The organism is Enterobacter cloacae complex sp. IR5458, from assembly GCF_049238025.1.
Taxonomy (GTDB): Bacteria; Pseudomonadota; Gammaproteobacteria; order Enterobacterales; family Enterobacteriaceae; genus Enterobacter; species Enterobacter kobei.
In genome coordinates, this window is record NZ_JBMKIF010000012.1 from 64,305 (window position 1) to 85,629 (window position 21,325).

At 55.6% G+C, this 21,325-nt stretch carries 22 protein-coding genes and 1 riboswitch; of the genes, 13 read left to right on the forward strand and 9 right to left on the reverse strand.

Translation table 11 applies throughout. From position 1 onward, the window contains the following. The first annotated feature begins 91 nt into the window (after positions 1-91). From minC to minE, 3 genes are read left to right on the forward strand one after another with little or no spacing between them, the layout of a single operon-like run. Entirely contained in the window at positions 92-799 is a 708-nt protein-coding gene (minC, locus tag ACOTYN_RS12020) for a septum site-determining protein MinC (protein WP_023330629.1), read from the forward strand. A 23-nt stretch (positions 800-822) separates the two neighbouring features. Beyond that, on the forward strand, positions 823-1,635 hold the full coding sequence (minD, locus tag ACOTYN_RS12025; protein WP_014884266.1) for a septum site-determining protein MinD: 813 nt from the start codon (positions 823-825) through the stop codon (positions 1,633-1,635). A gap of 3 nt (positions 1,636-1,638) precedes the next feature. After that, positions 1,639-1,908, forward strand: coding sequence for a cell division topological specificity factor MinE (gene minE, locus ACOTYN_RS12030; protein ID WP_008500504.1), 270 nt, complete (start codon positions 1,639-1,641; stop codon positions 1,906-1,908). A 74-nt stretch (positions 1,909-1,982) separates the two neighbouring features. On the opposite strand, the gene rnd is transcribed toward minE, so the two are convergent. The 5 genes from rnd to ACOTYN_RS12055 all read right to left on the reverse strand — a co-directional run bounded on the left by rnd (position 1,983) and on the right by ACOTYN_RS12055 (position 8,362). Beyond that, entirely contained in the window at positions 1,983-3,098 is a 1,116-nt protein-coding gene (rnd, locus tag ACOTYN_RS12035; RefSeq protein WP_162184518.1) for a ribonuclease D, read from the reverse strand. An 83-nt stretch (positions 3,099-3,181) separates the two neighbouring features. Next, on the reverse strand, positions 3,182-4,867 hold the full coding sequence (gene fadD / locus ACOTYN_RS12040; protein WP_014884268.1) for a long-chain-fatty-acid--CoA ligase FadD: 1,686 nt from the start codon (positions 4,865-4,867) through the stop codon (positions 3,182-3,184). 203 nt (positions 4,868-5,070) lie between these two features. Beyond that, complete coding sequence (locus ACOTYN_RS12045) at positions 5,071-5,652, reverse strand: Slp family lipoprotein (RefSeq protein ID WP_332956940.1); 582 nt, start codon at positions 5,650-5,652, stop codon at positions 5,071-5,073. A 37-nt stretch (positions 5,653-5,689) separates the two neighbouring features. Then, entirely contained in the window at positions 5,690-6,385 is a 696-nt protein-coding gene (tsaB, locus tag ACOTYN_RS12050) for a tRNA (adenosine(37)-N6)-threonylcarbamoyltransferase complex dimerization subunit type 1 TsaB (RefSeq protein ID WP_014884270.1), read from the reverse strand. 66 nt (positions 6,386-6,451) lie between these two features. Next, positions 6,452-8,362, reverse strand: coding sequence for an ATP-dependent DNA helicase (locus tag ACOTYN_RS12055; protein WP_232932658.1), 1,911 nt, complete (start codon positions 8,360-8,362; stop codon positions 6,452-6,454). A gap of 133 nt (positions 8,363-8,495) precedes the next feature. Here ACOTYN_RS12055 and ACOTYN_RS12060 point away from each other — a divergent pair, with 133 nt between their 5' ends. Further along, entirely contained in the window at positions 8,496-8,840 is a 345-nt protein-coding gene (locus ACOTYN_RS12060; RefSeq protein ID WP_014884272.1) for a RidA family protein, read from the forward strand. Positions 8,841-8,846: 6 nt separating this feature from the next. On the opposite strand, the gene ACOTYN_RS12065 is transcribed toward ACOTYN_RS12060, so the two are convergent. Beyond that, a complete protein-coding gene (locus ACOTYN_RS12065; protein WP_014884273.1) occupies positions 8,847-9,041 on the reverse strand; it encodes a YoaH family protein in 195 nt (64 codons plus the stop codon). 61 nt (positions 9,042-9,102) lie between these two features. On the opposite strand from ACOTYN_RS12065, the gene pabB reads away from it, so the two are divergent. The 4 genes from pabB to ACOTYN_RS12085 all read left to right on the forward strand — a co-directional run bounded on the left by pabB (position 9,103) and on the right by ACOTYN_RS12085 (position 14,290). Then, positions 9,103-10,431 carry an aminodeoxychorismate synthase component 1 gene (gene pabB, locus ACOTYN_RS12070; RefSeq protein WP_213782715.1) on the forward strand — a complete coding sequence of 443 codons (1,329 nt, stop codon included), beginning with the start codon at positions 9,103-9,105 and terminating at the stop codon, positions 10,429-10,431. Positions 10,432-10,433: 2 nt separating this feature from the next. Beyond that, positions 10,434-11,012 (forward strand): CoA pyrophosphatase, encoded by a 579-nt coding sequence (locus ACOTYN_RS12075; protein WP_193970483.1) that lies wholly within the window; start codon positions 10,434-10,436, stop codon positions 11,010-11,012. A 184-nt stretch (positions 11,013-11,196) separates the two neighbouring features. Further along, positions 11,197-12,561, forward strand: a complete 1,365-nt coding sequence (gene sdaA, locus ACOTYN_RS12080) for an L-serine ammonia-lyase (RefSeq protein ID WP_023330634.1) — start codon at positions 11,197-11,199, stop codon at positions 12,559-12,561. 130 nt (positions 12,562-12,691) lie between these two features. Further along, positions 12,692-14,290, forward strand: a complete 1,599-nt coding sequence (locus tag ACOTYN_RS12085) for a cyclic diguanylate phosphodiesterase (protein WP_332956938.1) — start codon at positions 12,692-12,694, stop codon at positions 14,288-14,290. 6 nt (positions 14,291-14,296) lie between these two features. Here ACOTYN_RS12085 and yoaE read toward each other — a convergent pair whose 3' ends face one another. Beyond that, positions 14,297-15,856, reverse strand: a complete 1,560-nt coding sequence (yoaE, locus tag ACOTYN_RS12090; protein ID WP_014884278.1) for a CNNM family cation transport protein YoaE — start codon at positions 15,854-15,856, stop codon at positions 14,297-14,299. Beyond that, positions 15,844-16,053 (reverse strand): protein YoaL, encoded by a 210-nt coding sequence (locus ACOTYN_RS12095; protein WP_370991304.1) that lies wholly within the window; start codon positions 16,051-16,053, stop codon positions 15,844-15,846. The genes yoaE and ACOTYN_RS12095 overlap by 13 nt, the downstream gene beginning before the upstream one ends. Positions 16,054-16,317: 264 nt before the next feature. Here ACOTYN_RS12095 and manX point away from each other — a divergent pair, with 264 nt between their 5' ends. From manX to mntP, 5 genes are all read left to right on the forward strand, one after another. Continuing rightward, positions 16,318-17,280 carry a PTS mannose transporter subunit IIAB gene (gene manX / locus ACOTYN_RS12100; RefSeq protein WP_014884279.1) on the forward strand — a complete coding sequence of 321 codons (963 nt, stop codon included), beginning with the start codon at positions 16,318-16,320 and terminating at the stop codon, positions 17,278-17,280. A gap of 47 nt (positions 17,281-17,327) precedes the next feature. Then, the gene (manY, locus tag ACOTYN_RS12105; protein WP_008500490.1) at positions 17,328-18,128 is read left to right on the forward strand and encodes a PTS mannose transporter subunit IIC; all 801 of its coding nucleotides are present in this window, start codon (positions 17,328-17,330) and stop codon (positions 18,126-18,128) included. Between the two features lie 12 nt (positions 18,129-18,140). Continuing rightward, complete coding sequence (locus tag ACOTYN_RS12110; protein ID WP_006810994.1) at positions 18,141-18,992, forward strand: PTS mannose transporter subunit IID; 852 nt, start codon at positions 18,141-18,143, stop codon at positions 18,990-18,992. 61 nt (positions 18,993-19,053) lie between these two features. Beyond that, on the forward strand, positions 19,054-19,512 hold the full coding sequence (locus ACOTYN_RS12115) for a DUF986 family protein (RefSeq protein WP_332956935.1): 459 nt from the start codon (positions 19,054-19,056) through the stop codon (positions 19,510-19,512). A 199-nt stretch (positions 19,513-19,711) separates the two neighbouring features. Continuing rightward, positions 19,712-19,902, forward strand: a riboswitch (yybP-ykoY riboswitch). A 10-nt stretch (positions 19,903-19,912) separates the two neighbouring features. Continuing rightward, on the forward strand, positions 19,913-20,479 hold the full coding sequence (gene mntP / locus ACOTYN_RS12120) for a manganese efflux pump MntP (protein ID WP_332956933.1): 567 nt from the start codon (positions 19,913-19,915) through the stop codon (positions 20,477-20,479). Here mntP and rlmA read toward each other — a convergent pair. After that, positions 20,476-21,291 carry a 23S rRNA (guanine(745)-N(1))-methyltransferase gene (gene rlmA / locus ACOTYN_RS12125; protein ID WP_058690978.1) on the reverse strand — a complete coding sequence of 272 codons (816 nt, stop codon included), beginning with the start codon at positions 21,289-21,291 and terminating at the stop codon, positions 20,476-20,478. The genes mntP and rlmA overlap by 4 nt on opposite strands. Between the last annotated feature and the right edge of the window lie 34 nt (positions 21,292-21,325).

The following is a 21,325-nucleotide window of genomic DNA, read 5'->3' on the forward strand; positions in this document are numbered from 1 at the left end:
CCTCAATATACTCCTGACTATAACATGCCTGATACTCTTCGGAATATCGCAGCGAATGGTTGCGGTTAATAGCAAATTGAGTAAGGCCAGGATGTCAAACACGCCCATCGAGCTTAAAGGCAGTAGCTTCACCTTATCAGTGGTACATTTGCATGATGCAAAACCCGAGGTTATTCGTCAGGCGTTAGAAGACAAAATCGCGCAGGCTCCCGCTTTTCTGAAACACGCCCCTGTTGTTATCAACGTGAGTGGTCTTGAGGCTCCGGTTAACTGGAAACTTCTCCAGCAGGCCGTCTCCTCTACTGGCCTGCGAATTGTCGGCATCAGTGGCTGTAAAGATAGCGAGCTGAAAGCGGAAATCGACCGTGCCGGGCTGCCCCTTCTTAATGAAGGTAAAGAAAAAGCCCCGCGTGCAGCGCCTGCTGCCGTGCAGGCGCCCCCTCCTGTGGTGCAAAACGTTACTCCCGTTACAAAAACGCGAATGATTGACGTACCGGTTCGTTCCGGTCAGCGCATTTATGCACCAAACTGTGATCTGATTGTTACAAGCCACGTCAGTGCTGGCGCAGAGCTTATTGCAGATGGCAATATTCACGTTTACGGTATGATGCGTGGACGTGCGCTCGCAGGCGCAAGTGGCGATCGGGACGCGCAAATATTTTGTACTCACCTGACGGCGGAACTGGTGTCCATCGCAGGTGAATATTGGCTGAGCGACAAGATCCCAGCCGAATTTTATGGCAAAGCGGCTCGTCTGCGACTGGCAGACGACGCGTTGACCGTTCAACCGTTGAATTGATCCCTTTTTAACAAGGAATTTCTATGGCACGCATTATTGTTGTTACTTCGGGTAAAGGAGGCGTTGGCAAGACCACCTCCAGCGCGGCCATCGCTACTGGTTTGGCCCAGAAGGGAAAGAAAACCGTCGTTATCGACTTCGATATCGGCCTGCGTAACCTCGACCTGATTATGGGATGTGAGCGTCGCGTCGTGTATGACTTCGTCAACGTCATTCAGGGCGATGCCACGCTGAACCAGGCGCTGATTAAAGACAAGCGCACCGAGAACCTCTACATCCTCCCGGCCTCTCAGACGCGTGACAAAGACGCCCTGACCCGTGAAGGTGTCGAAAAGGTACTCGAGGAGCTGAGAAAAATGGAGTTCGACTTCGTTGTCTGTGACTCTCCTGCCGGCATCGAAACCGGTGCCCTGATGGCACTCTACTTTGCTGATGAAGCGATCATCACCACCAACCCTGAAGTCTCATCCGTGCGTGACTCCGACCGTATTCTCGGCATCCTCGCCTCCAAATCCCGTCGTGCGGAAAATGGCGAAGAGCCGATCAAAGAGCACCTGCTGCTGACCCGTTATAATCCGGGTCGCGTCAACAAAGGTGACATGCTGAGCATGGAAGACGTACTGGAGATCCTGCGCATTAAGCTGGTGGGCGTCATCCCGGAAGACCAGTCCGTGCTGCGCGCCTCTAACCAGGGCGAGCCCGTGATCCTTGATACGACGGCAGATGCAGGTAAAGCGTATGCTGATACTGTTGACCGTCTGCTGGGAGAAGAACGTCCTTTCCGCTTCATTGAAGAAGAGAAGAAAGGTTTCCTCAAACGCCTGTTCGGAGGATAAGTTATGGCATTACTGGACTTTTTTCTCTCGCGGAAAAAGAACACCGCCAACATCGCAAAAGAACGTCTGCAAATCATCGTTGCGGAGCGTCGTCGTAGCGACGCCGAGCCTCATTACCTGCCGCAGCTGCGTAAGGACATCCTGGAAGTGATCTGTAAGTACGTACAGATTGACCCGGAGATGGTCACGGTGCAGCTGGAGCAAAAAGACGGGGATATTTCGATTCTGGAGCTGAACGTGACGCTACCGGAAGCGGAAGAGTCGCGCCCGTAGGGTTGTGATTTTGTAGCCCCGGTAAGCGCAGCGCCACCGGGGGAATATGCCGGGTATATCGCCCGGCATATTTTTTACCGCGGATACCCTTCCAGCAGGGTATTCAGACGATCGGCCATCAATTCCCCACGCCAGCCCGCCATCAGTTCCGGCAGGCCATTCTGCGGTTTCAGCTTCCAGTGCCAGTTCAGCAGCTGGTTAATCTGACGACGCGATGCCAGCAGCTCAGCACTCAGCTTACTTTCAGTGGCAACGTTCTGCACCAGCGCTTTGATATCCTTAAACGCTTTGCGGTAACCCGGCATATCCATCAGGTTCAACAGCGGTTCCGGCAGCGCATCTTCCGGCAACGCCTGCGCTTTTGCGACCAGCGCCAGCAGGGTTTTACCGTGGAAACGGATCTCACTGCCCGAAAGCCCAATGCTGTCCAGCTCCCCCAGGCTGCCCGGCATATAGCGCGCAACTGCCCAGAGATGTTCCTCGCGCACCACAAAGTTAACCGCCAGATCGCGCTCGCGCGCTTTGCGTAAACGCCAGTCCGCTAACAGCTGCAGGCACGCCAGCTGACGCGTACGCAGCTGCCAGGCGTTGCTGATATCACGCCAGGCGTCTTTCGGATCAACCACTTCCTGGCGACGCAGCTGCGTCATACGACACTCGTCCAGCGCGGCAGAGAGCCAGCCGGAGGCCTCCGCCTCTTTCATCAGTTGCCCGGCAATCGGCAGCAGGTAAAACACGTCTGCCGCCGCATATTCCAGCTGACGTTCGGTAAGCGGGCGCGCCAGCCAGTCAGTACGGGATTCACTTTTGTCCAGCGTCAGGCCCGTATACTCCTCCACCATGGCGGCAAAGCCCCAGGAGAGCGGACGACCGCTAAAAGCCGCAAGGATCTGCGTATCGATCAGCGGCTGAGGCATGATGCCAAAGGTATTCAGAAAAACTTCCAGATCTTCACTGCCTGCGTGCAGGTATTTCGTTACTGCCGTATCCAGCAGCAGGTCACGCATCGGCGTCCAGTCGGTGATGCCGAGCGGGTCGATCAGCGAGACGTGCTTGCCGTCATACATCTGAATCAAACCCAGCTGCGGATAGTACGTCCGGGTACGGACAAACTCGGTATCCAGAGCGATGGCAGGAAAGTCGCGCGTCACTTCGCACAGCGAAGCCAGCTCGTCGTTGGTCGTGATCATCTGGTAATTCAAATCGGATTCTCTTTTGTTTGCGCCCATAAAAAACGCCGGTTTAACCGGCGTCAGGGCGATTAACGTGAAGCTCAGGCCTTATTGTCTACTTTGGCACGGGCTTCGTCACGTAATTCTCGTCGTAATATCTTCCCGACGTTGGATTTCGGCAGCTCATCGCGGAATTCCACCAGCTTCGGCACTTTATAGCCCGTCAGCTGACGACGACAGAACGTTATCAGCGCTTCCTCGGTGAGTGAAGGATCTTTTTTGACCACAAATATCTTCACCGCTTCCCCGCTGCTGCCGGAAGGCACGCCCACCGCCGCAACTTCCAGCACGCCGCTGTGCTGCATGACCACGTCTTCGATTTCGTTCGGATAGACGTTAAAACCGGAGACCAGAATCATATCTTTTTTGCGATCGACGATGCGCAGGAAGCCTTCGTCATCCATCACCGCAATATCGCCGGTATGCAGCCAGCCGTCTTTAATGATTTCGTCTGTTGCATCCGGGCGTTGCCAGTAGCCCAGCATCACCTGCGGCCCTTTCACGCATAGCTCGCCCGGTTCGCCCGGCGCGACTTCGTTATCGTTGTCATCGACCAGTTTGGCCTCCGTGGAGGGAACCGGCAGGCCAATGCTTCCGCTGTGGTAGTCAATGTCATGCGGGTTGACGCTGACCAGCGGTGCGCATTCCGTCAGGCCATAACCTTCCAGCAGATACTGCCCGGTGAGTTTCACCCAGCGCTCGGCGACCGCCTGCTGAACCGGCATACCGCCTCCCGCAGAGAGGTGCAACGTTGAGAAATCCAGCTGCTGGAATTCTTTATTGTTGAGCAACGCGTTGAACAAGGTATTTACCCCGGTCATGGCGGTGAAGGGGTATTTTGCCAGCTCTTTCACCAGCCCCGGAATGTCTCGCGGGTTAGTGATCAGGACGTTTTGACCGCCCAGCTCGATAAACAGCAGGCAGTTCATGGTCAGCGCGAAAATGTGATACAGCGGTAGCGCCGTGATCACCAGTTCTTTGCCCGGATGCAGCAGCGGCCCGTAGGTGGCATTGACCTGTTCAAGGTTTGCCAGCATGTTGCGGTGGGTTAGCATCGCCCCTTTGGCCACGCCGGTTGTGCCACCGGTGTATTGCAGAAAAGCGAGGTCCTCAGAGACCACTTCCGGTTTGACGTATTGCATGCGATAGCCCGCATGCAGCGCGCGGCGGAAGGAGATGGCATCCGGCAGATGGTATTTTGGCACCAGGCGCTTGACGTATTTAACCACAAAGTTAACCAGCGTCCCTTTGGCGGTGGACAGCTGATCCCCCATGCGCGTCAGGATGACGTGTTTAACCTGGGTTTTGTCGACCACTTTTTCCAGGGTATGGGCAAAGTTAGAAACAATAACTATCGCCACCGCACCGCTGTCGTTGAGCTGGTGTTCCAGCTCGCGCGGGGTGTAAAGCGGGTTGACGTTGACGACAATCATCCCGGCACGCAGGATGCCGAACAGCGCGACCGGGTATTGCAGCAGGTTCGGCATCATCAGCGCGACGCGGTCTCCTTTTTGCAGCCCAAGCCCTTCCTGCAGATAGGCCGCAAACGCCCGGCTACGCTCCTCAAGCTTACGGAACGTCATTACCTCGCCCATATTCACAAATGCGGGCTGGTCTGCGTAACGCCTTACCGAGTGTTCAAATAATTCAACCAGGGATTGATAACGGTCAGGATTGATCTCGGCAGGAACATCTGCGGGATAACGGTTAAGCCAAACCTTTTTCAATGCATCACCTCTGAAATGAGTGTTCGTCGTCATCACAACCCCGATAATAAACAGTTTTTTAACATTATATTAACTCAGCGTACCAGTTTATTAATTGTTCAGATTTAAGGTTGCGAAGCGCGTCACTCTTTTTTTTCGTATTATCCGTAAAAAAACAGAGACAGCGGCTAAGCCGCTGTCTCTTTCCTAGCAATAACAGTAAGTTACTCAGTTACGATCGTCTGGACCTGCGCAGGACCGGGGTTATACCAGCGCCAACCCGGGTAACCATAACGATAAGGATGCGGACCCCACATCCACGGGTCAATCGGCTGAGGCGGCATGATCACCTGCTGTGCCAGACGCCAGCGTTTATACCCATTGACCTGCATGGTCATGAATTTATAAGGCGTGTTGCCGATTTTACCCTGCACGGCGCCGGTTATCGGTCCGACGACGGTCACCAGTTGCCCACGGAAATCAACGGGATCGAGGAAACCACTGACATCCGCATAGATGCGTCCCCGGGAGGCCTCACCCAGTACGGGTCGCGCACCGCTGTCCAGCGGCACGGTAGCAATCTCCAGCCGGGTTTTCCCCTGCTGGTTCTGCACCTCGATCACTTTCCCGCCGAAGCGCGCTTCCTGGCCGACGTAAAGCTCAGGCGCATTCATCACCCGAACCAGATCCTGCTGGGGCGTCGGGCTACTGCCCTTGATCGCATCAGGGACGGATACGCATCCGCTCAGTGCTATGGCAACCGCGCCTGCCATAAAAAGGCGTACTACTTTAGTCTGAACCGCCATGATGCGACTCCTTTTTCTCAGTTCCTGTTACTGAGATTCACTCGCGGCCCGGAAGTTTCTTCCACGCGACGGTGTTTCGCAAATAAACCGGCTCCGCGTGTTCAACGGCAACGGTTTTTCCTGCTGCGAGCAGCTGAGTGGCAATCGGAAGCATGTCTTCCGCCGCTGGCAGCAGCATGTTGCCGTCCACCAGCGTCACGCCAGTGTCGTTCGCCATGTCTGGCCATGCCGGCCAGCCCGTCCCCACGGTCGCCCACTCGCCGGACAGCTGCTTAAGACGTTCAGTGACCGCATCAGGTTTAAGTACCGCCTCCGTCTCTTCGCCGTGCCAGACGCCGTTCTCATCACGGGTATATTCCGCCCAGTAAACTTCCCCCATGCGGGCATCAATGGCGGCCAGCACGCGGGTGGCGCCCGTCATACGCCAGGCCCCCTGCGCCATCGTCGCAAGCGTAGAGACGCCGATCATCGGCAGGTCAGCGCCCAGCGCCAGTCCCTGAGCAATGCCAATACCAATACGGACGCCCGTAAAGCTGCCGGGCCCGCGGCCAAAGGCCAGGGCATCAAGGTCGGTTAAGGCGGTGTTGCCCTGAGTTAAAATGTCTTTTACCAGGGGCAGAATACGTTGGGTGTGTTCCCGTGGGCACTCTTCGAAATGAGCAGAAACAGCACCATCACTCAGCAGAGCAACAGAGCAAGCCTCTGTTGCGGTATCAATAGCCAGAATTCGCATCAGTCGTCGCGCTCTCGCAAGGGTCAGTCACAAAATGGCGCGCATCTTAGCACACTCCGGGGCAAATTACTCCGCCGTTGGGTTTGCCAGAAAACGCACCGCGCGTTTTATATCCCGCGTCCGTGGCGCTGGAGGGAGGCTCGCAAGGAAGGTTGCGCCGTATGGGCGCATGACCAGCCGGTTATCGCAGATAACCAGCACGCCGCGATCGGTCACGTCGCGGATTAAGCGCCCTACCCCTTGCTTGAGCGTGATGACCGCCTCAGGCAGCTGAACCTCGTCGAACGGATCGCCTCCGCGCAGGCGGCAGTCTTCCATCCGCGCTTTCAACAGCGGGTCATCCGGGGAGGTAAACGGCAGTTTGTCGATAATGACCAGCGAGAGCGTATCGCCACGCACATCCACCCCTTCCCAGAAGCTGCTGGTGGCAACCAGCAGGGCATTACCGGCGCTGACAAACTGCTGGAGAAGTTGTCCTTTGCTGGTTTCCCCCTGCAACAGCACCGGCAGAGTCATGGTGGCACGGAACTGCTCGGCGAGGTCACGCATCATGGCGTGCGACGTGCAAAGCATAAAGCAGCGGCCGTTGTTGGCCTCAATCATAGGCTTTAGCATCGCCGCCAGATGACGCGCGGCGCCCGGCTGGTTTGGCAGCGGTAAATTGCGCGGGACACAGAGCAGCGCCTGCTTTTCATAATCAAACGGGCTTGGCAGCAGCAGCGACTCCGCCTGCTCAATGCCGAGGCGCTCGGTAAAGTGGTGCAGATCGTCATTCACCGACAGGGTTGCCGAGGTAAAGATCCAGCTTCCCGGTTTCTGCGCCATCACCTCTTTAAATTTATCGGCCACGGTCAGCGGCGTAAGCGCCAGGGTGAAGTGGCGCGAGGTGCATTCATACCAGTAGCTGTACCCTGGCTGGTTGATTTCTTTCAGCCGTTTCAACCGTCCGCGGTACAACGTGGCGCGTTCGAAGGCGGCATCCAGCAGTGCGGAGCGACCAAGCGACAGCTTCGCGACGTCATAACAGAGTTCAAGGGCATCGTCGAGCAGCAGCAGCGCGCGCTGGATGTTTTTGTCCGCCAGCAGCTCGCGCAGGTTACCGCGATAGCCGGGTTCACCAAGCTGTAAACGGAAATCCTGCGCGCTTTGCGCCAGGCGGTCGGCACACTTCTGCAGCTGCTGGGTATCTTTGAGTTCGGTCCGGTAGGCGATGGTGAAATCTTTCGCCAGGTCCTGCAGCTGGCGGCTGGAGAGCGACTGGCCAAAATACTGGCTGGCGATATCCGGAAGCTGGTGGGCTTCATCGAAGATCATGACATCCGCTTCAGGGATCAGCTCACCGAAGCCGCTGTCCTTAACCACCATATCTGCGAGGAACAGATGGTGGTTGACCACCACCACATCGGCATCCATTGCCGTTTTACGCGCTTTCACCACAAAGCAGTCTTTATACAGCGGACAGTCGCTGCCGAGGCAGTTGTCGTTGGTGCTGGTCACCAGCGGCCAGGCAGGAGAGTCTTCCGGCACGCTCGCACAGGTGCTGATATCCCCCTCTTCCGTCTGGTTGGCCCAGGCGCGAAGGATAATCACGTCGCTCAGGGTCTGAACCGGCAGATCGCCGCCCGCCAGCGCCTGATGCTCAAGACGTTCCAGGCAGAGATAGTTGGAGCGCCCCTTCAGCAAGGCCAGACGCCCCTTGTATTTCAGCGCTTTCGCCACGGTGGGCAAATCGCGGCTGTAGAGCTGATCCTGCAGCGCTTTTGAACCGGTGGAGATAATGACCTTCTTTTTCGCCCGCAGCGCCGGAGCGAGGTACGCGTAGGTTTTCCCCGTGCCGGTACCGGCCTCAACCACCAGCGGCTGCGCCTTGTCGATAGCGTGCGCTACGGCATGCGCCATCTGCCGCTGAGGTTCACGCGGTTTGAAGCCGGGAATCGCTTGTGCTAACTGACCTTCAGGGGAAAAATCGTCTGCCACGGTGCTCTCTCACTGTATTTTTGCACAGGGATTATGTCAGTCCCGCCTCTCCAGTGCCACCCCAAATAGTGACGACGCCGGCACAATATGGCAGTCTTGCCGCCTGATGACGAAAAATAACGAGGAAACGTTTATGACGATTAAGCGCATTGATGCCGAAGCCCGCTGGTCTGATGTGGTGATCCACAACCAGACGCTCTACTACACTGGCGTACCGGCTAACCTGGACGCGGATGCCTTCGAGCAAACGGCCAACACGCTGGCGCAAATTGATGCCGTGCTGGAAAAACAGGGCAGCGATAAATCCCGCATTCTGGATGCGACCATTTTTCTGGCCAATAAAGATGATTTTGCGGCGATGAACAAAGCCTGGGATGCATGGGTGGTGGCGGGTCACGCGCCTGTACGCTGCACTGTACAGGCCACGCTGATGAAACCGGAGTATAAGGTCGAAATTAAGATTATCGCGGCGGTTTAAGCCCGATCACTCCTCTTGATCTTCTGGATCATCATCTTCGAATCGCGCCACAATCCGCTCGCCGGAATGACTGGCGCGAATCTCCTGAGCGACGACGGTAATCGCCTGTCCGCTGCTCATTCCCTGGGACATCAGTTCCTGAATTCGCTCAACCGCTTTCTGCTGCTGTTCATGGCTCAGAGAAGGTAAACCTGCAAACATCGTCAACTCCTGCTAAATTATTCGCGCTAATTATTTCACGCTGCCCGGTAGTATGCCAAACATGAACATGCGCTTCCCCACTGTATTGACGTTGCCCTGGCGTGCTGACGCCGCGGAGTTCTGGTTTGCCCGCATAAGCCACCTTCCCTTTGCCATGCTGCTGCATTCTGGCCATGCGGATCACCCCTACAGCCGCTTTGATATTCTGGTTGCCGACCCGCTTAAAACGCTGACAACCAATGACCTGGCGCCGACGGACGATCCCCTGATGCAGCTTCAGCAAGCGCTCAACGCGTTGGGCTTATCCGCCACCCCAGACCCGGATCTCCCTTTTCAGGGTGGCGCGCTTGGTCTGTTTGGCTACGATTTGGGTCGCCGTTTCGAAACGCTGCCCGAGCATGCGCAGGCTGATATTTCCCTGCCAGACATGGCCGTGGGGCTGTATGACTGGGCGTTAATTGTCGATCACCAGAAAAAAACGGTTTCTCTGCTGAGCCATAGTGACGTGCAGGCGCGACTGGCCTGGCTTGAAGCGCAACAGCCCGCCCCGGCCCAGACGTTCAGGCTGACCTCTGGCTGGCGCTCGAATATGAGCGAGACGGAATACGCTGAAAAATTCGCGCGCGTTCAGGCGTATCTGCAAAGCGGCGACTGTTACCAGGTGAACCTTGCCCAGCGTTTCCAGGCGACTTATCACGGAGATGAGTGGCAGGCGTTTTCCCGTCTTAATGCCAGCAACAAGGCGCCGTTCAGCGCATTCGTACGTCTGCCTCAGGGCGCTATCCTCAGCCTGTCGCCAGAGCGCTTTATTCATCTGGCCGAAGGGGTCATTCAAACCCGCCCGATTAAAGGCACACTACCGCGTCTGGCGGACCCCAACGCCGATCGCCAGCAGGCGGAGAAACTCGCCGCATCGCCGAAAGATCGCGCCGAGAACCTGATGATCGTCGACCTGATGCGTAACGATATTGGCCGCGTCGCCGCACCCGGCAGCGTGCGCGTGCCGGAGCTGTTTGTCGTCGAGCCTTTCCCGGCGGTACATCATCTGGTCAGCACCATTACCGCGCGCCTGCCCGCCACGCGCACCGCCTGCGATCTGCTTCGCGCCGCGTTTCCGGGCGGCTCCATCACCGGAGCCCCCAAAATTCGCGCGATGGCGATCATCGACGAACTGGAACCGCACCGCCGCAACGCCTGGTGCGGCAGTATCGGCTATATCAGCCTGTGCGGCACCATGGATACCAGCATCACCATTCGTACCCTGACGGCCTGCGACGGCAATCTGTACTGCTCTGCAGGCGGTGGCATTGTGGCGGATAGCCAGGTCGAGGCGGAATATCAGGAAACCTTTGATAAAGTTAACCGTATTCTGAAACAACTGGAGAACTAACGGTGGAGAAAGAGAACCTGACGCTGGATGATTTTCTGTCGCGCTTTCAGCTTTTGCGACCGCAGGTCAACCGCGCCACGCTGAATCAACGTCAGGCGGCGGTGCTGCTCCCGGTGGTGCGCCGGGAGCAGCCGGGGCTGTTGTTGACGCAGCGCTCGCCGCATATGCGTAAACACGCCGGTCAGGTTGCCTTTCCCGGAGGCGCGGTGGACAGCACCGATGCGTCGCTGATCGCCGCCGCGCTGCGGGAAGCCCAGGAAGAAGTGGCCATCCCGCCTGAGGCGGTCGAGGTGATAGGCGTGCTGCCGCCGGTCGACAGCGTGACCGGTTTTCAGGTCACGCCCGTGGTGGGGATTATCCCGCCGGGCCTGCAGTATCACGCCAGCGTCGATGAAGTGTCAGCCGTGTTTGAGATGCCGCTTGAAGAGGCGCTCCGGCTTAGCCGTTATCATCCGCTGGATATTCAGCGTCGAGGGCATGATCATCGGGTCTGGTTGTCCTGGTATCAGCATTATTTTGTCTGGGGCATGACGGCGGGGATCATTCGTGAACTGGCGCTGCAAATCGGCCTGAAACCTTGACTATACTTTACATTCCATCTTTTTTTGCAGGTTTGCGATCCGCGTCGCGCTATTAGCAAAACCCATCGTTAACCATTAGTTTAATTCATGTGAATAGTTAAGCCGAGGTCGGTGTTCCCTCTTACACTATGCGCAGTTATAACATCGTTACTGGAACCCCGGTAACCCTGTCAGGAGTGTGAAAGTGATTAGTATATTCGACATGTTTAAAGTGGGAATTGGCCCTTCGTCTTCCCATACTGTTGGGCCTATGAAGGCCGGTAAACAGTTCGTCGATGATCTGGTCGAAAAAGGATTACTGGAAAGCGTTACCCGTGTCGCCGTAGACGTTTACGGATCACTGTCATTAACGGGTAAAGGCCACCACACCGATATCGCCATTATTATGGGTCTGGCAGGCAATATGCCGGACACTGTTGATATTGATGCCATCCCGGCATTTATCCGCGACGTGGAAACGCGCGGACGCCTGCTGCTGGCTAACGGCCAGCATGAAGTGGATTTCCCGCAGGATGACGGCATGCGTTTTCGCAGCGACAACCTGCCGCTGCATGAAAACGGCATGACCATTCATGCCTGGAGCGGTGAAAAAGAGATTTACAGCAAAACGTACTACTCCATCGGCGGTGGCTTCATCGTCGATGAAGAGCATTTTGGCAAAGACAGCGTTGGCGACGTCAGCGTCCCGTATCCGTTTAAGTCGGCTACCGAGATGTTGGGGTACTGCAAAGAGACCGGTCTTTCCCTGTCCGGTATGGTTATGCAGAACGAACTGGCGCTGCACAGCAAAAAAGAAATTGAAGACTATTTTGCTAACGTGTGGCAAACCATGCGCGCCTGTATTGACCGCGGGATGAACACCGAAGGCGTATTGCCTGGGCCACTGCGCGTGCCGCGTCGTGCCTCTGCCCTGCGCCGTATGCTGGTGACCACGGATAAATTCTCGAATGACCCGATGAACGTGGTCGACTGGGTAAACATGTTTGCCCTGGCGGTTAACGAAGAGAACGCCGCCGGTGGCCGTGTCGTGACGGCGCCAACCAACGGTGCCTGCGGCATCGTTCCAGCGGTACTGGCCTACTACGATCACTTTATTGAGCCTGTCACGCCCGATATCTACATCCGCTATTTCCTCGCGGCAGGGGCCATCGGCGCGCTGTACAAGATGAACGCGTCCATCTCCGGTGCGGAAGTGGGCTGTCAGGGTGAAGTGGGCGTTGCCTGCTCGATGGCTGCCGCCGGTCTGGCTGAACTGTTGGGTGCAAGCCCTGAACAGGTTTGCGTGGCGGCAGAGATTGGTATGGAGCATAACCTCGGTCTGACCTGTGACCCTGTCGCGGGCCAGGTACAGGTACCGTGCATTGAGCGTAACGCGATTGCCTCTGTCAAAGCGATCAACGCCTCACGCATGGCGATGCGCCGTACCAGCGAACCGCGCGTGTCGCTGGATAAGGTCATCGAAACCATGTACGAAACCGGCAAAGACATGAACGCGAAGTACCGTGAGACGTCGCGTGGTGGTCTGGCTATTAAGGTGCAGTGCGACTAATACTCGCTTTCGCCCATCTGCAACGGATGGGCGAATTTCCCCCCTCTTTCTCGTCTCCTTTCGCTTTCCCCACTACACTTTTACTGTTGCGTCCGGCTTTTGGGGCTGGTGGCTTATCAGGCGACCGTTCATGCAAACTGCACAAACGATCATTAAACATTACCGCCGAAAACGCGTTATCGTTTGTGTGACGGTTGCGATCCTTACGCTCATTCTGACCCTGGGCGCTCGCTTTATTTCTCAGCGCAACGTTAACCAGCAGCGGGTACTCGACTTCAGCAGCCATACCGTTCGCTCTCTGGATAATCTTCTCCTTTCGCTGGAAAAACGCCGCAGCGTGTTCCAGCAGCTGGTGGGTCAGCCCTGCCCTCAGGCACATTTGGCCCTGCGAAAACAGGCGGCCATTTTGCAAACGGTACGCTCCATTGCCCTGATTAAAGACGGTATCCTGTATTGCTCCAGTGTTTTCGGCAGCCGTAATATTCCCATCCGCGACTTTCTCCCGGAATTACCCGCCAGAACGCCGAAGCTGATTTTATCGACCGATCGGTGGCTGATGAAGGGCAGTCCGATCTTGATCCAGTGGAACCCGGTGTCCCAGGACGGGGAAGATGGCGTCATAGAGATCATTAATATTGATTTGATCACCAGAATGATACTGGAGCCCGAGCGTCCACTTATTGATGATGTGGCGTTATCCGTGGGCGATCGTTTTTTGCGCTATGGTCAACGGGTCACCGATAGCCTGACTTTCGGAAAGGCTGGCGCGCTTGTTCAGCTGTCATCCACCCACAACCCCTTCTCCATCATCGTCAGCGGGCCAGGTCCAGGAGAGCTGGCCCTGAAGACCCTGGCCGCGCAGCTTCCGTTGGGTCTTATGCTGAGCCTGCTGCTGGGCTATCTCGCCTGGCTGGCGACGGCGAACAGGATGAGTTTCACGTGGGAGATTGATATGGGCATTGCGGCCCGGGAATTCGAGCTTTTCTGCCAGCCGCTGGTGAATGCCCGTAGTCAGGCGTGCGTCGGCGTTGAAATTCTGCTGCGCTGGAATAACCCGCGACAGGGGTGGATCTCCCCGGAAGTGTTTATTCCTCTGGCGGAAGAACATAATCTGATTGTCCCTCTGACACGCTATGTCCTCGCCGAAACCGTACGTCAGATAGGCTACTTTCCTTCCAGCGCCGGTTTTCACATCGGCATTAACGTCGCAGCCAGCCATTTCCGTCACGCGGTGTTGTTACAGGACCTGAACCGCCTCTGGTTCAGCACTAACCCGCGTCAGCAGCTGGTGATTGAATTAACGGAACGGGATGCCCTTCCGGATGCGGAATATCGTATTGTGCGCGAACTGCATCGCAAAGGGGTGAAGCTTGCCATCGACGATTTTGGTACCGGAAACAGCTCCCTCTCCTGGCTTGAAAAGCTGCACCCGGACGTACTAAAAATCGACCAGTCGTTTATCACCGCCATTGGCACCGACGCCGTGAATTCAACGGTGACGGATATCATCATTGCACTGGGTCAGCGACTCAATATCGAACTGGTGGCTGAAGGGGTCGAAACAGAGGAGCAGGCGCGATATCTGCGCCGCCATGGTGTATCGGTCCTGCAGGGATTTTACTATGCGCGGCCGATGCCGCTGAGAGACTTTCCACAATGGCTGGCGGGAAGTGCTCCCCCGCCAGCACAGCATAACGGACACATTGTGCCCTTAATGCCCCTGCGTTAAGCAGAGCTATTCTTCTTCATCGTGGACAGATTGTTCTTTAACAATACGGACCATATCAACGCGATAGTCGTTGGCTTCAACAATGGTAATGTGCAGCGGCGGCAACTCAATCACATCCCCGATACGCGGGATTTGCCCGTTCACGGCGATAACCAGACCGGCAACGGTCGCGATGTCTTCTTCATCGTTGACCACGTTTTCCACCCCGAGCGTGTGCGAGAGCGCGTGCAGGTCGGTCGTGCCTTTAACCAGCCAGCCTTCGCCGTCGGCGACGATCTCAGGCGTTTCGTCGGCATCCGGGAACTCACCGGCAATCGCTTCCAGCACGTCCAGCGGCGTGACCAGCCCCTGCACCACACCGAACTCGTTGGTGACGATAACGAAGCTGCCGCGTGCGCGTCGCAACACGCCCAGCAGGTTGATCGGATCCAGCGTTTCCGGCACGACAATCGCAGGCGATGCAGCCGCAATGGCTTCGACGTTGACGCCCTCTTCCAGGGCCACCAGCATCTCTTTCGCGCGCACGACGCCGATGATCTCATCCAGCTCACCGCGACACACCGGGAACAGGCTGTGCGGTGAAGAGAGCAACTGCTGACGAATTTCATCCACGCTCAGGTTCGCATCGACCCAGCTGATTTCCCCGCGCGGGGTCATGATTCCGCGCAGCGAACGGGAAGCAAGGGAGAGCACGCCGTTGATCATGTAGCGCTCTTCTTCTACAAACGCCCCTTCCGGAACCGGCACCGGATTACGGTTTTCAGTATCAGACTGAACGTTCACCTGGCGACGACCGCCCATCAGACGCAGAATGGCATCCGCGGTACGGGCACGCAGCGGCTGATTCGACTGCTGCTTAATAAAGTTCCGGCGCGCAATCTGGTTGAACAGTTCAATCAGGATCGAGAAGCCAATCGCGGCGTACAGATAACCTTTCGGAATATGGAAGCCAAAACCTTCCGCTACCAGGCTCAGACCAATCATCAGCAGGAAGCTCAGACAGAGCACAACCACCGTCGGATGTTGGTTGACGAAACGCGTCAGCGGTTTCGACGCCAGCAGCATTACCGCCATAGCAATGACCACAGCCGCCATCATCACAGGGAGATGGTTCACCATGCCGACCGCCGTGATTACCGCATCCAGCGAGAAGACCGCATCCAGCACGACGATCTGCAGCACCACCACCCAGAAACTGGCGTAGCCCTTACCGTGTCCATCGTCGTGCTGACGGTTTTCCAGCCGCTCGTGGAGTTCCGTGGTCGCTTTAAAGAGCAGGAATATCCCCCCGATCAGCATGATTAAATCACGCCCGGAGAAGGTGTAATCCATGACGGAGAACAGCGGTTTTGTCAGCGTGACCATCCAGGAAATGACGGAAAGCAGTCCCAGTCGCATGACCAGCGCCAGCGAGAGGCCAATCAGACGCGCTTTATCACGCTGTTTTGGCGGCAGCTTATCCGCAAGGATGGCGATAAACACCAGGTTATCAATGCCGAGAACGATCTCCAGCACCACCAGCGTGAGCAATCCCACCCAGATTGACGGGTCCATTAAGAATTCCATGACAAGCTCCTGCTAAAGGAATGACGAAACGGTGCCCCACTCAACGTGGGCAAAACAGAGGAAGACAGAGTCGGTACATGGCGAGGATCGCCGGTGAAAAAGGCGCAAATTGGCCTGAAAGATGACTGACGTCGGTGACGGTCCATATAGTGGGCTGTAGCCCTATACTCCTGAACAGGTAAACGGAGGCTAAACATATCAGAGACACCAGGTTTTAAGCAAAGATTTACGTTCTTTTGCAAAAACGCAATAAGACTAAATTTGTGTTGAGAATTTTCTCGATCGGGAAAGCTAAATTACGGATCTTCATCACATAAATTATTTTTTCACTGTCTAAAATAATTCGCGGAAGTCTTAGTTTTTTGAACTCTAACCCTTATCTGAATCGATTCGGTTCGCCAATACGATTCTCAGTACGTCTGCCCGGCAGGCGTATTAATGATAATAAAAGGAGGTAGCAAGTGACCATTGCTATTGTCATAGGCACACATGGTTGGGCTGCTGAGCAGCTACTCAAAACGGCAGAGATGCTGTTGGGCGAGCAGGAAAACGTCGGCTGGATCGATTTCGTTCCCGGTGAAAACGCCGAGACGCTGATTGAAAAGTACAACGCTCAACTCTCGAAGCTGGATACCAGCAAAGGCGTGCTGTTTCTCGTTGATACATGGGGCGGCAGCCCGTTCAATGCTGCCAGCCGTATTGTCGTCGATAAAGAGCATTATGAAGTCGTCGCCGGCGTTAATATTCCCATGCTGGTGGAAACCTTTATGGCGCGCGACGACAACCCGACGTTTGATGAGCTTGTCGCCCTGGCGGTTGAAACGGGCCGTGAAGGCGTGAAAGCCCTGAAAGCACAGCCGGTTGAGAAACCCGCTCCCGCGGCAGCAGCACCGAAAGTGGCTACACCGGCAAAACCCATGGGTCCGAATGATTATATGGTCATCGGCCTTGCACGTATTGATGACCGCTTAATCCACGGCCAGGTGGCAACGCGCTGGACTAAAGAGACCAACGTTCGCCGCATTATCGTCGTCAGCGACGAAGTTGCCGCCGACACAGTACGTAAAACCCTTCTGACTCAGGTTGCTCCTCCTGGCGTCACCGCGCACGTGGTGGATGTCGCCAAGATGATCCGCGTTTACAACAACCCGAAATACGCGGGTGAACGCGTAATGCTGCTGTTTACTAACCCGACAGACGTTGAGCGCATTGTTGAAGGCGGCGTGAAAATCACCTCCGTGAACATTGGGGGTATGGCGTTCCGTCAGGGCAAAACGCAGGTCAACAACGCCATTTCAGTCGATGCGAAAGATATCGAGGCATTCAACAAGCTGAATGCGCGCGGTATTGAGCTGGAAGCCCGTAAAGTTTCCACTGACCAGAAACTGAAAATGATGGATTTGATCGGTAAAGTTGGGAAATAAGCCCGCGCCGGTTTTTCACATAAAGCTTATGTAATAGGAGAAGTACAATGGAGATTACCACTCTTCAGATTGTGCTGGTGTTCGTCGTCGCATGTATTGCGGGTATGGAATCCGTACTTGATGAATTTCAGTTCCACCGTCCTCTGGTGGCCTGTACGTTGATTGGTGCCGTACTGGGTGATATGAAAACCGGTATCATCATCGGGGGTACGCTGGAAATGATCGCCCTCGGCTGGATGAACATCGGTGCTGCCGTTGCGCCAGATGCCGCGCTGGCCTCCATCATTTCGACCGTTCTGGTTATTGCCGGTCATCAGAGTATCGGTGCAGGTATCGCTCTGGCCATCCCTCTGGCCGCAGCAGGCCAGGTTCTGACCATTATCGTACGTACCATCACCGTTGCTTTCCAGCACGCGGCGGATAAGGCGGCCGAAAACGGCAACCTCACGGCACTCTCCTGGATCCACGTTTCATCCCTGTTCCTGCAGGCGATGCGTATCGCCATTCCGGCGGTTATCGTTGCGATCTCAGTCGGTACCAGTGAAGTCCAGAGCATGCTGAACGCCATTCCAGAAGTGGTCACCGGCGGTCTGAACATCGCGGGCGGTATGATCGTGGTCGTTGGTTATGCGATGGTCATTAACATGATGCGCGCAGGCTACCTGATGCCGTTCTTCTACCTCGGCTTCGTGACCGCAGCATTCACCAACTTCAACCTGGTTGCACTGGGTGTCATTGGTGCCGTCATGGCAATTCTCTACATCCAGCTCAGCCCGAAATATAACCGCGTTGCGGGTGCCCCAGCGCAGGCTGCTGGTAACAACGATCTCGATAACGAACTGGACTAACAGGTGAGCGAAATGGTTGATATGACAAAAACTACCACCGAGAAAAAACTCACTCCGGGTGATATTCGTGGCGTGTTCATCCGTTCTAACCTGTTTCAGGGTTCATGGAACTTCGAACGTATGCAGGCGCTGGGCTTCTGCTTCTCCATGGTACCGGCGATCAAGCGCCTGTACCCGGAAAATAACGAAGCACGACGTCAGGCGATTAAGCGTCACCTGGAATTCTTCAACACCCATCCATATGTAGCCGCGCCGGTTCTGGGCGTAACGCTGGCGATGGAAGAGCAGCGTGCCAACGGCGCAGAGATTGACGATGGTGCGATCAACGGTATCAAAGTCGGTCTGATGGGTCCTCTGGCCGGTGTAGGTGACCCTATCTTCTGGGGTACGGTTCGTCCGGTCTTTGCAGCACTGGGGGCGGGGATCGCCATGAGCGGCAGCCTGCTCGGTCCTCTGCTGTTCTTTATCCTGTTCAACGCAGTGCGACTGCTGACACGTTACTACGGCGTGGCCTACGGCTACCGCAAGGGCGTGGATATTGTTAAGGATATGGGCGGCGGCTTCCTGCAGAAACTGACCGAGGGGGCGTCAATCCTGGGCCTGTTTGTGATGGGGGCACTGGTGAACAAGTGGACGCACGTGAACATCCCGCTGGTGGTATCGACCATCACCGGCCAGGATGGTCAGACCCGCGTCACCACCGTGCAGACTATCCTGGATCAGCTGATGCCGGGCCTGGTACCGCTGCTGTTGACCTTCGCCTGTATGTGGCTGCTGCGTAAGAAGGTGAACCCGCTGTGGATCATCGTTGGCTTCTTCGTCATCGGTATCGCGGGCTACGCTGTCGGCCTGCTGGGTCTGTAAAGCAGTAACGTGAGACGCCGGGGGCTTGCCCCCGGTTTTTTATCGGTTATCCGGAGGATGAATGACTGTCACGGACATCGTACTGGTTTTATTTATTGTTGCCCTTCTGGCTTACGCTATCTATGACGAGTTCATTATGCCTCGCCGCCACGGCGAGACGCTACTGACCCTTCCCCTCTTACGCCGCGGACGCATTGATGCGTTTATCTTCGCGGGTCTGGTGGTCATTCTGATCTACAATAACGTCACCAGCCACGGTGCAATATTAACCACATGGTTATTATGTGCGCTGGCATTAATGGCGATTTACCTTTTCTGGATCCGTTCGCCAAAACTCATTTTTAAAAAACACGGATTCTTCTTCGCCAACGTATGGATAGAATATAACCGCATTAAAGAGATGAATTTATCCGAAGACGGTGTGTTAGTGATGCAATTAGAACAACGCCGCCTGCTCATCCGGGTCAAGAATATTGATGACCTTGAGAAAATATACACATTAATCCTTAAAACTCAATGAGTTAAATTTATAGCATCGGCTATATATTACGCTATTTTCTCACCACGAATATAGCCGTTGCTATATCTGCTATCCTCTTTTTACTTATATTCATTAACGATATTTTCACGCATAAACCTAAATGAAAATCGTTATCAAGAAAGCGAGTAAATTAAGCCTTCCTCGATGTTGTTTTATATTCTCAAAATATGTTAAGGTTGCGCCCGTCGTTGGGGAGTAGCCGATTTCCTGCACGCAGGAAATGTACGTGTCAACATACTCGTTGAAAAACGTGGCACGTACGGATCGCTTTCAGCACGCTTACGGTGCAAAAGAGATCAGGCGAGACCATAGATACATCAACTGCTGTTTACTGGGGGCAGTGATGTGTCATATGGATATCCCCGGTCTGGACGCTGTTATGAATATCTCCGCTACGATCCTTCTCGCTTTTGGCATGTCCATGGACGCTTTTGCCGCCTCCATTGGCAAGGGTGCCACGCTCCACAAACCTAGATTCTCAGAAGCACTGCGTACCGGGCTGATTTTTGGCGCCATCGAAACGCTGACACCGCTCATCGGTTGGGGTCTGGGTATGCTCGCCAGCCAGTTCGTGCTCGAGTGGAATCACTGGATCGCGTTCGTTCTGCTGGTGTTTCTCGGTGGCCGAATGGTCATCGAGGGTTTTCGCGGCGGGGATGATGAAGATGCGGAACCGCAATACCGCCATGGATTCTGGCTGCTGGTGACAACCGCTATCGCCACAAGCCTTGACGCCATGGCCGTCGGGGTGGGTCTGGCTTTCCTGCAGGTTAACATTATCGCCACTGCGCTGGCCATTGGCTGTGCAACACTGATTATGTCCACGCTGGGCATAATGGTCGGACGCTTTATCGGCCCGCTACTGGGTAAACGCGCCGAGATCTTAGGCGGTATCGTTTTGATCGGCATTGGTGCCCAGATCCTCTGGGCACACTTCGCGGGTTAAGCGTCGCGCTGCCAGACATGGATACTGAAATCTGTCTGGCAGCTAAACGTCGTCCGGGCCGCTAGCGCCGCCCAAACTTCCGGTTTTGCCCGCCACGCGAACGGCGTCATCTGCAACAGTGCTACCGCCTCCTGCCCCTCCAGATCCATTTGATACGCCACTGACTTCTCCTGCTTCAGCGTAAAACCGGCCAGCTGTTCAGAATGGGGGGCATGCAGACGCACGTCATCATAGATGAGCCCTTTCAGCTCCATCAGATGACGCGGGCCCGGCGTGACGGTGATGACCCATCCGCCCGGCTTCACCACGCGAGCCAGCTCTTCCGCCTTGCAGGGCGCATAAATGCGGATAACAGCATCCATGCTGGCATCGTCAAACGGCAGCCGGTGGCTGGATGCCACGCAGAACGTCACGTCCGCGTAACGCTTTGCCGCCGCGCGAATGGCCACTTTCGACACGTCGAGACCGAATGTTAAGGCCCCCTTCTCACGCACCACTTCCGCAAACCGCGCGGTGTAGTATCCTTCTCCACAACCGATATCCAGCATGGCGGACGCCGAATCAGGCAACATATCATCCAGCATCTGCGCAACTGTCTCCCGCAGCGGCAGATAGTGTCCGGCATCGAGAAATGCACGGCGTGCCTGCATCATCTCCGCACTATCGCCCGGATCGCGGGAGCGCTTATGCTGCACCGGCAGAAGATTCACATATCCTTCTTTCGCCATATCAAACTGATGTCCCTGCGGACAACGATAACTTTTATCTGAGCGCATCAGCGACGCATGACAAAGGGGGCAACTGAAGGACATGGCAACTCCGGGGCATAAACCAAAGCGCGAAGTG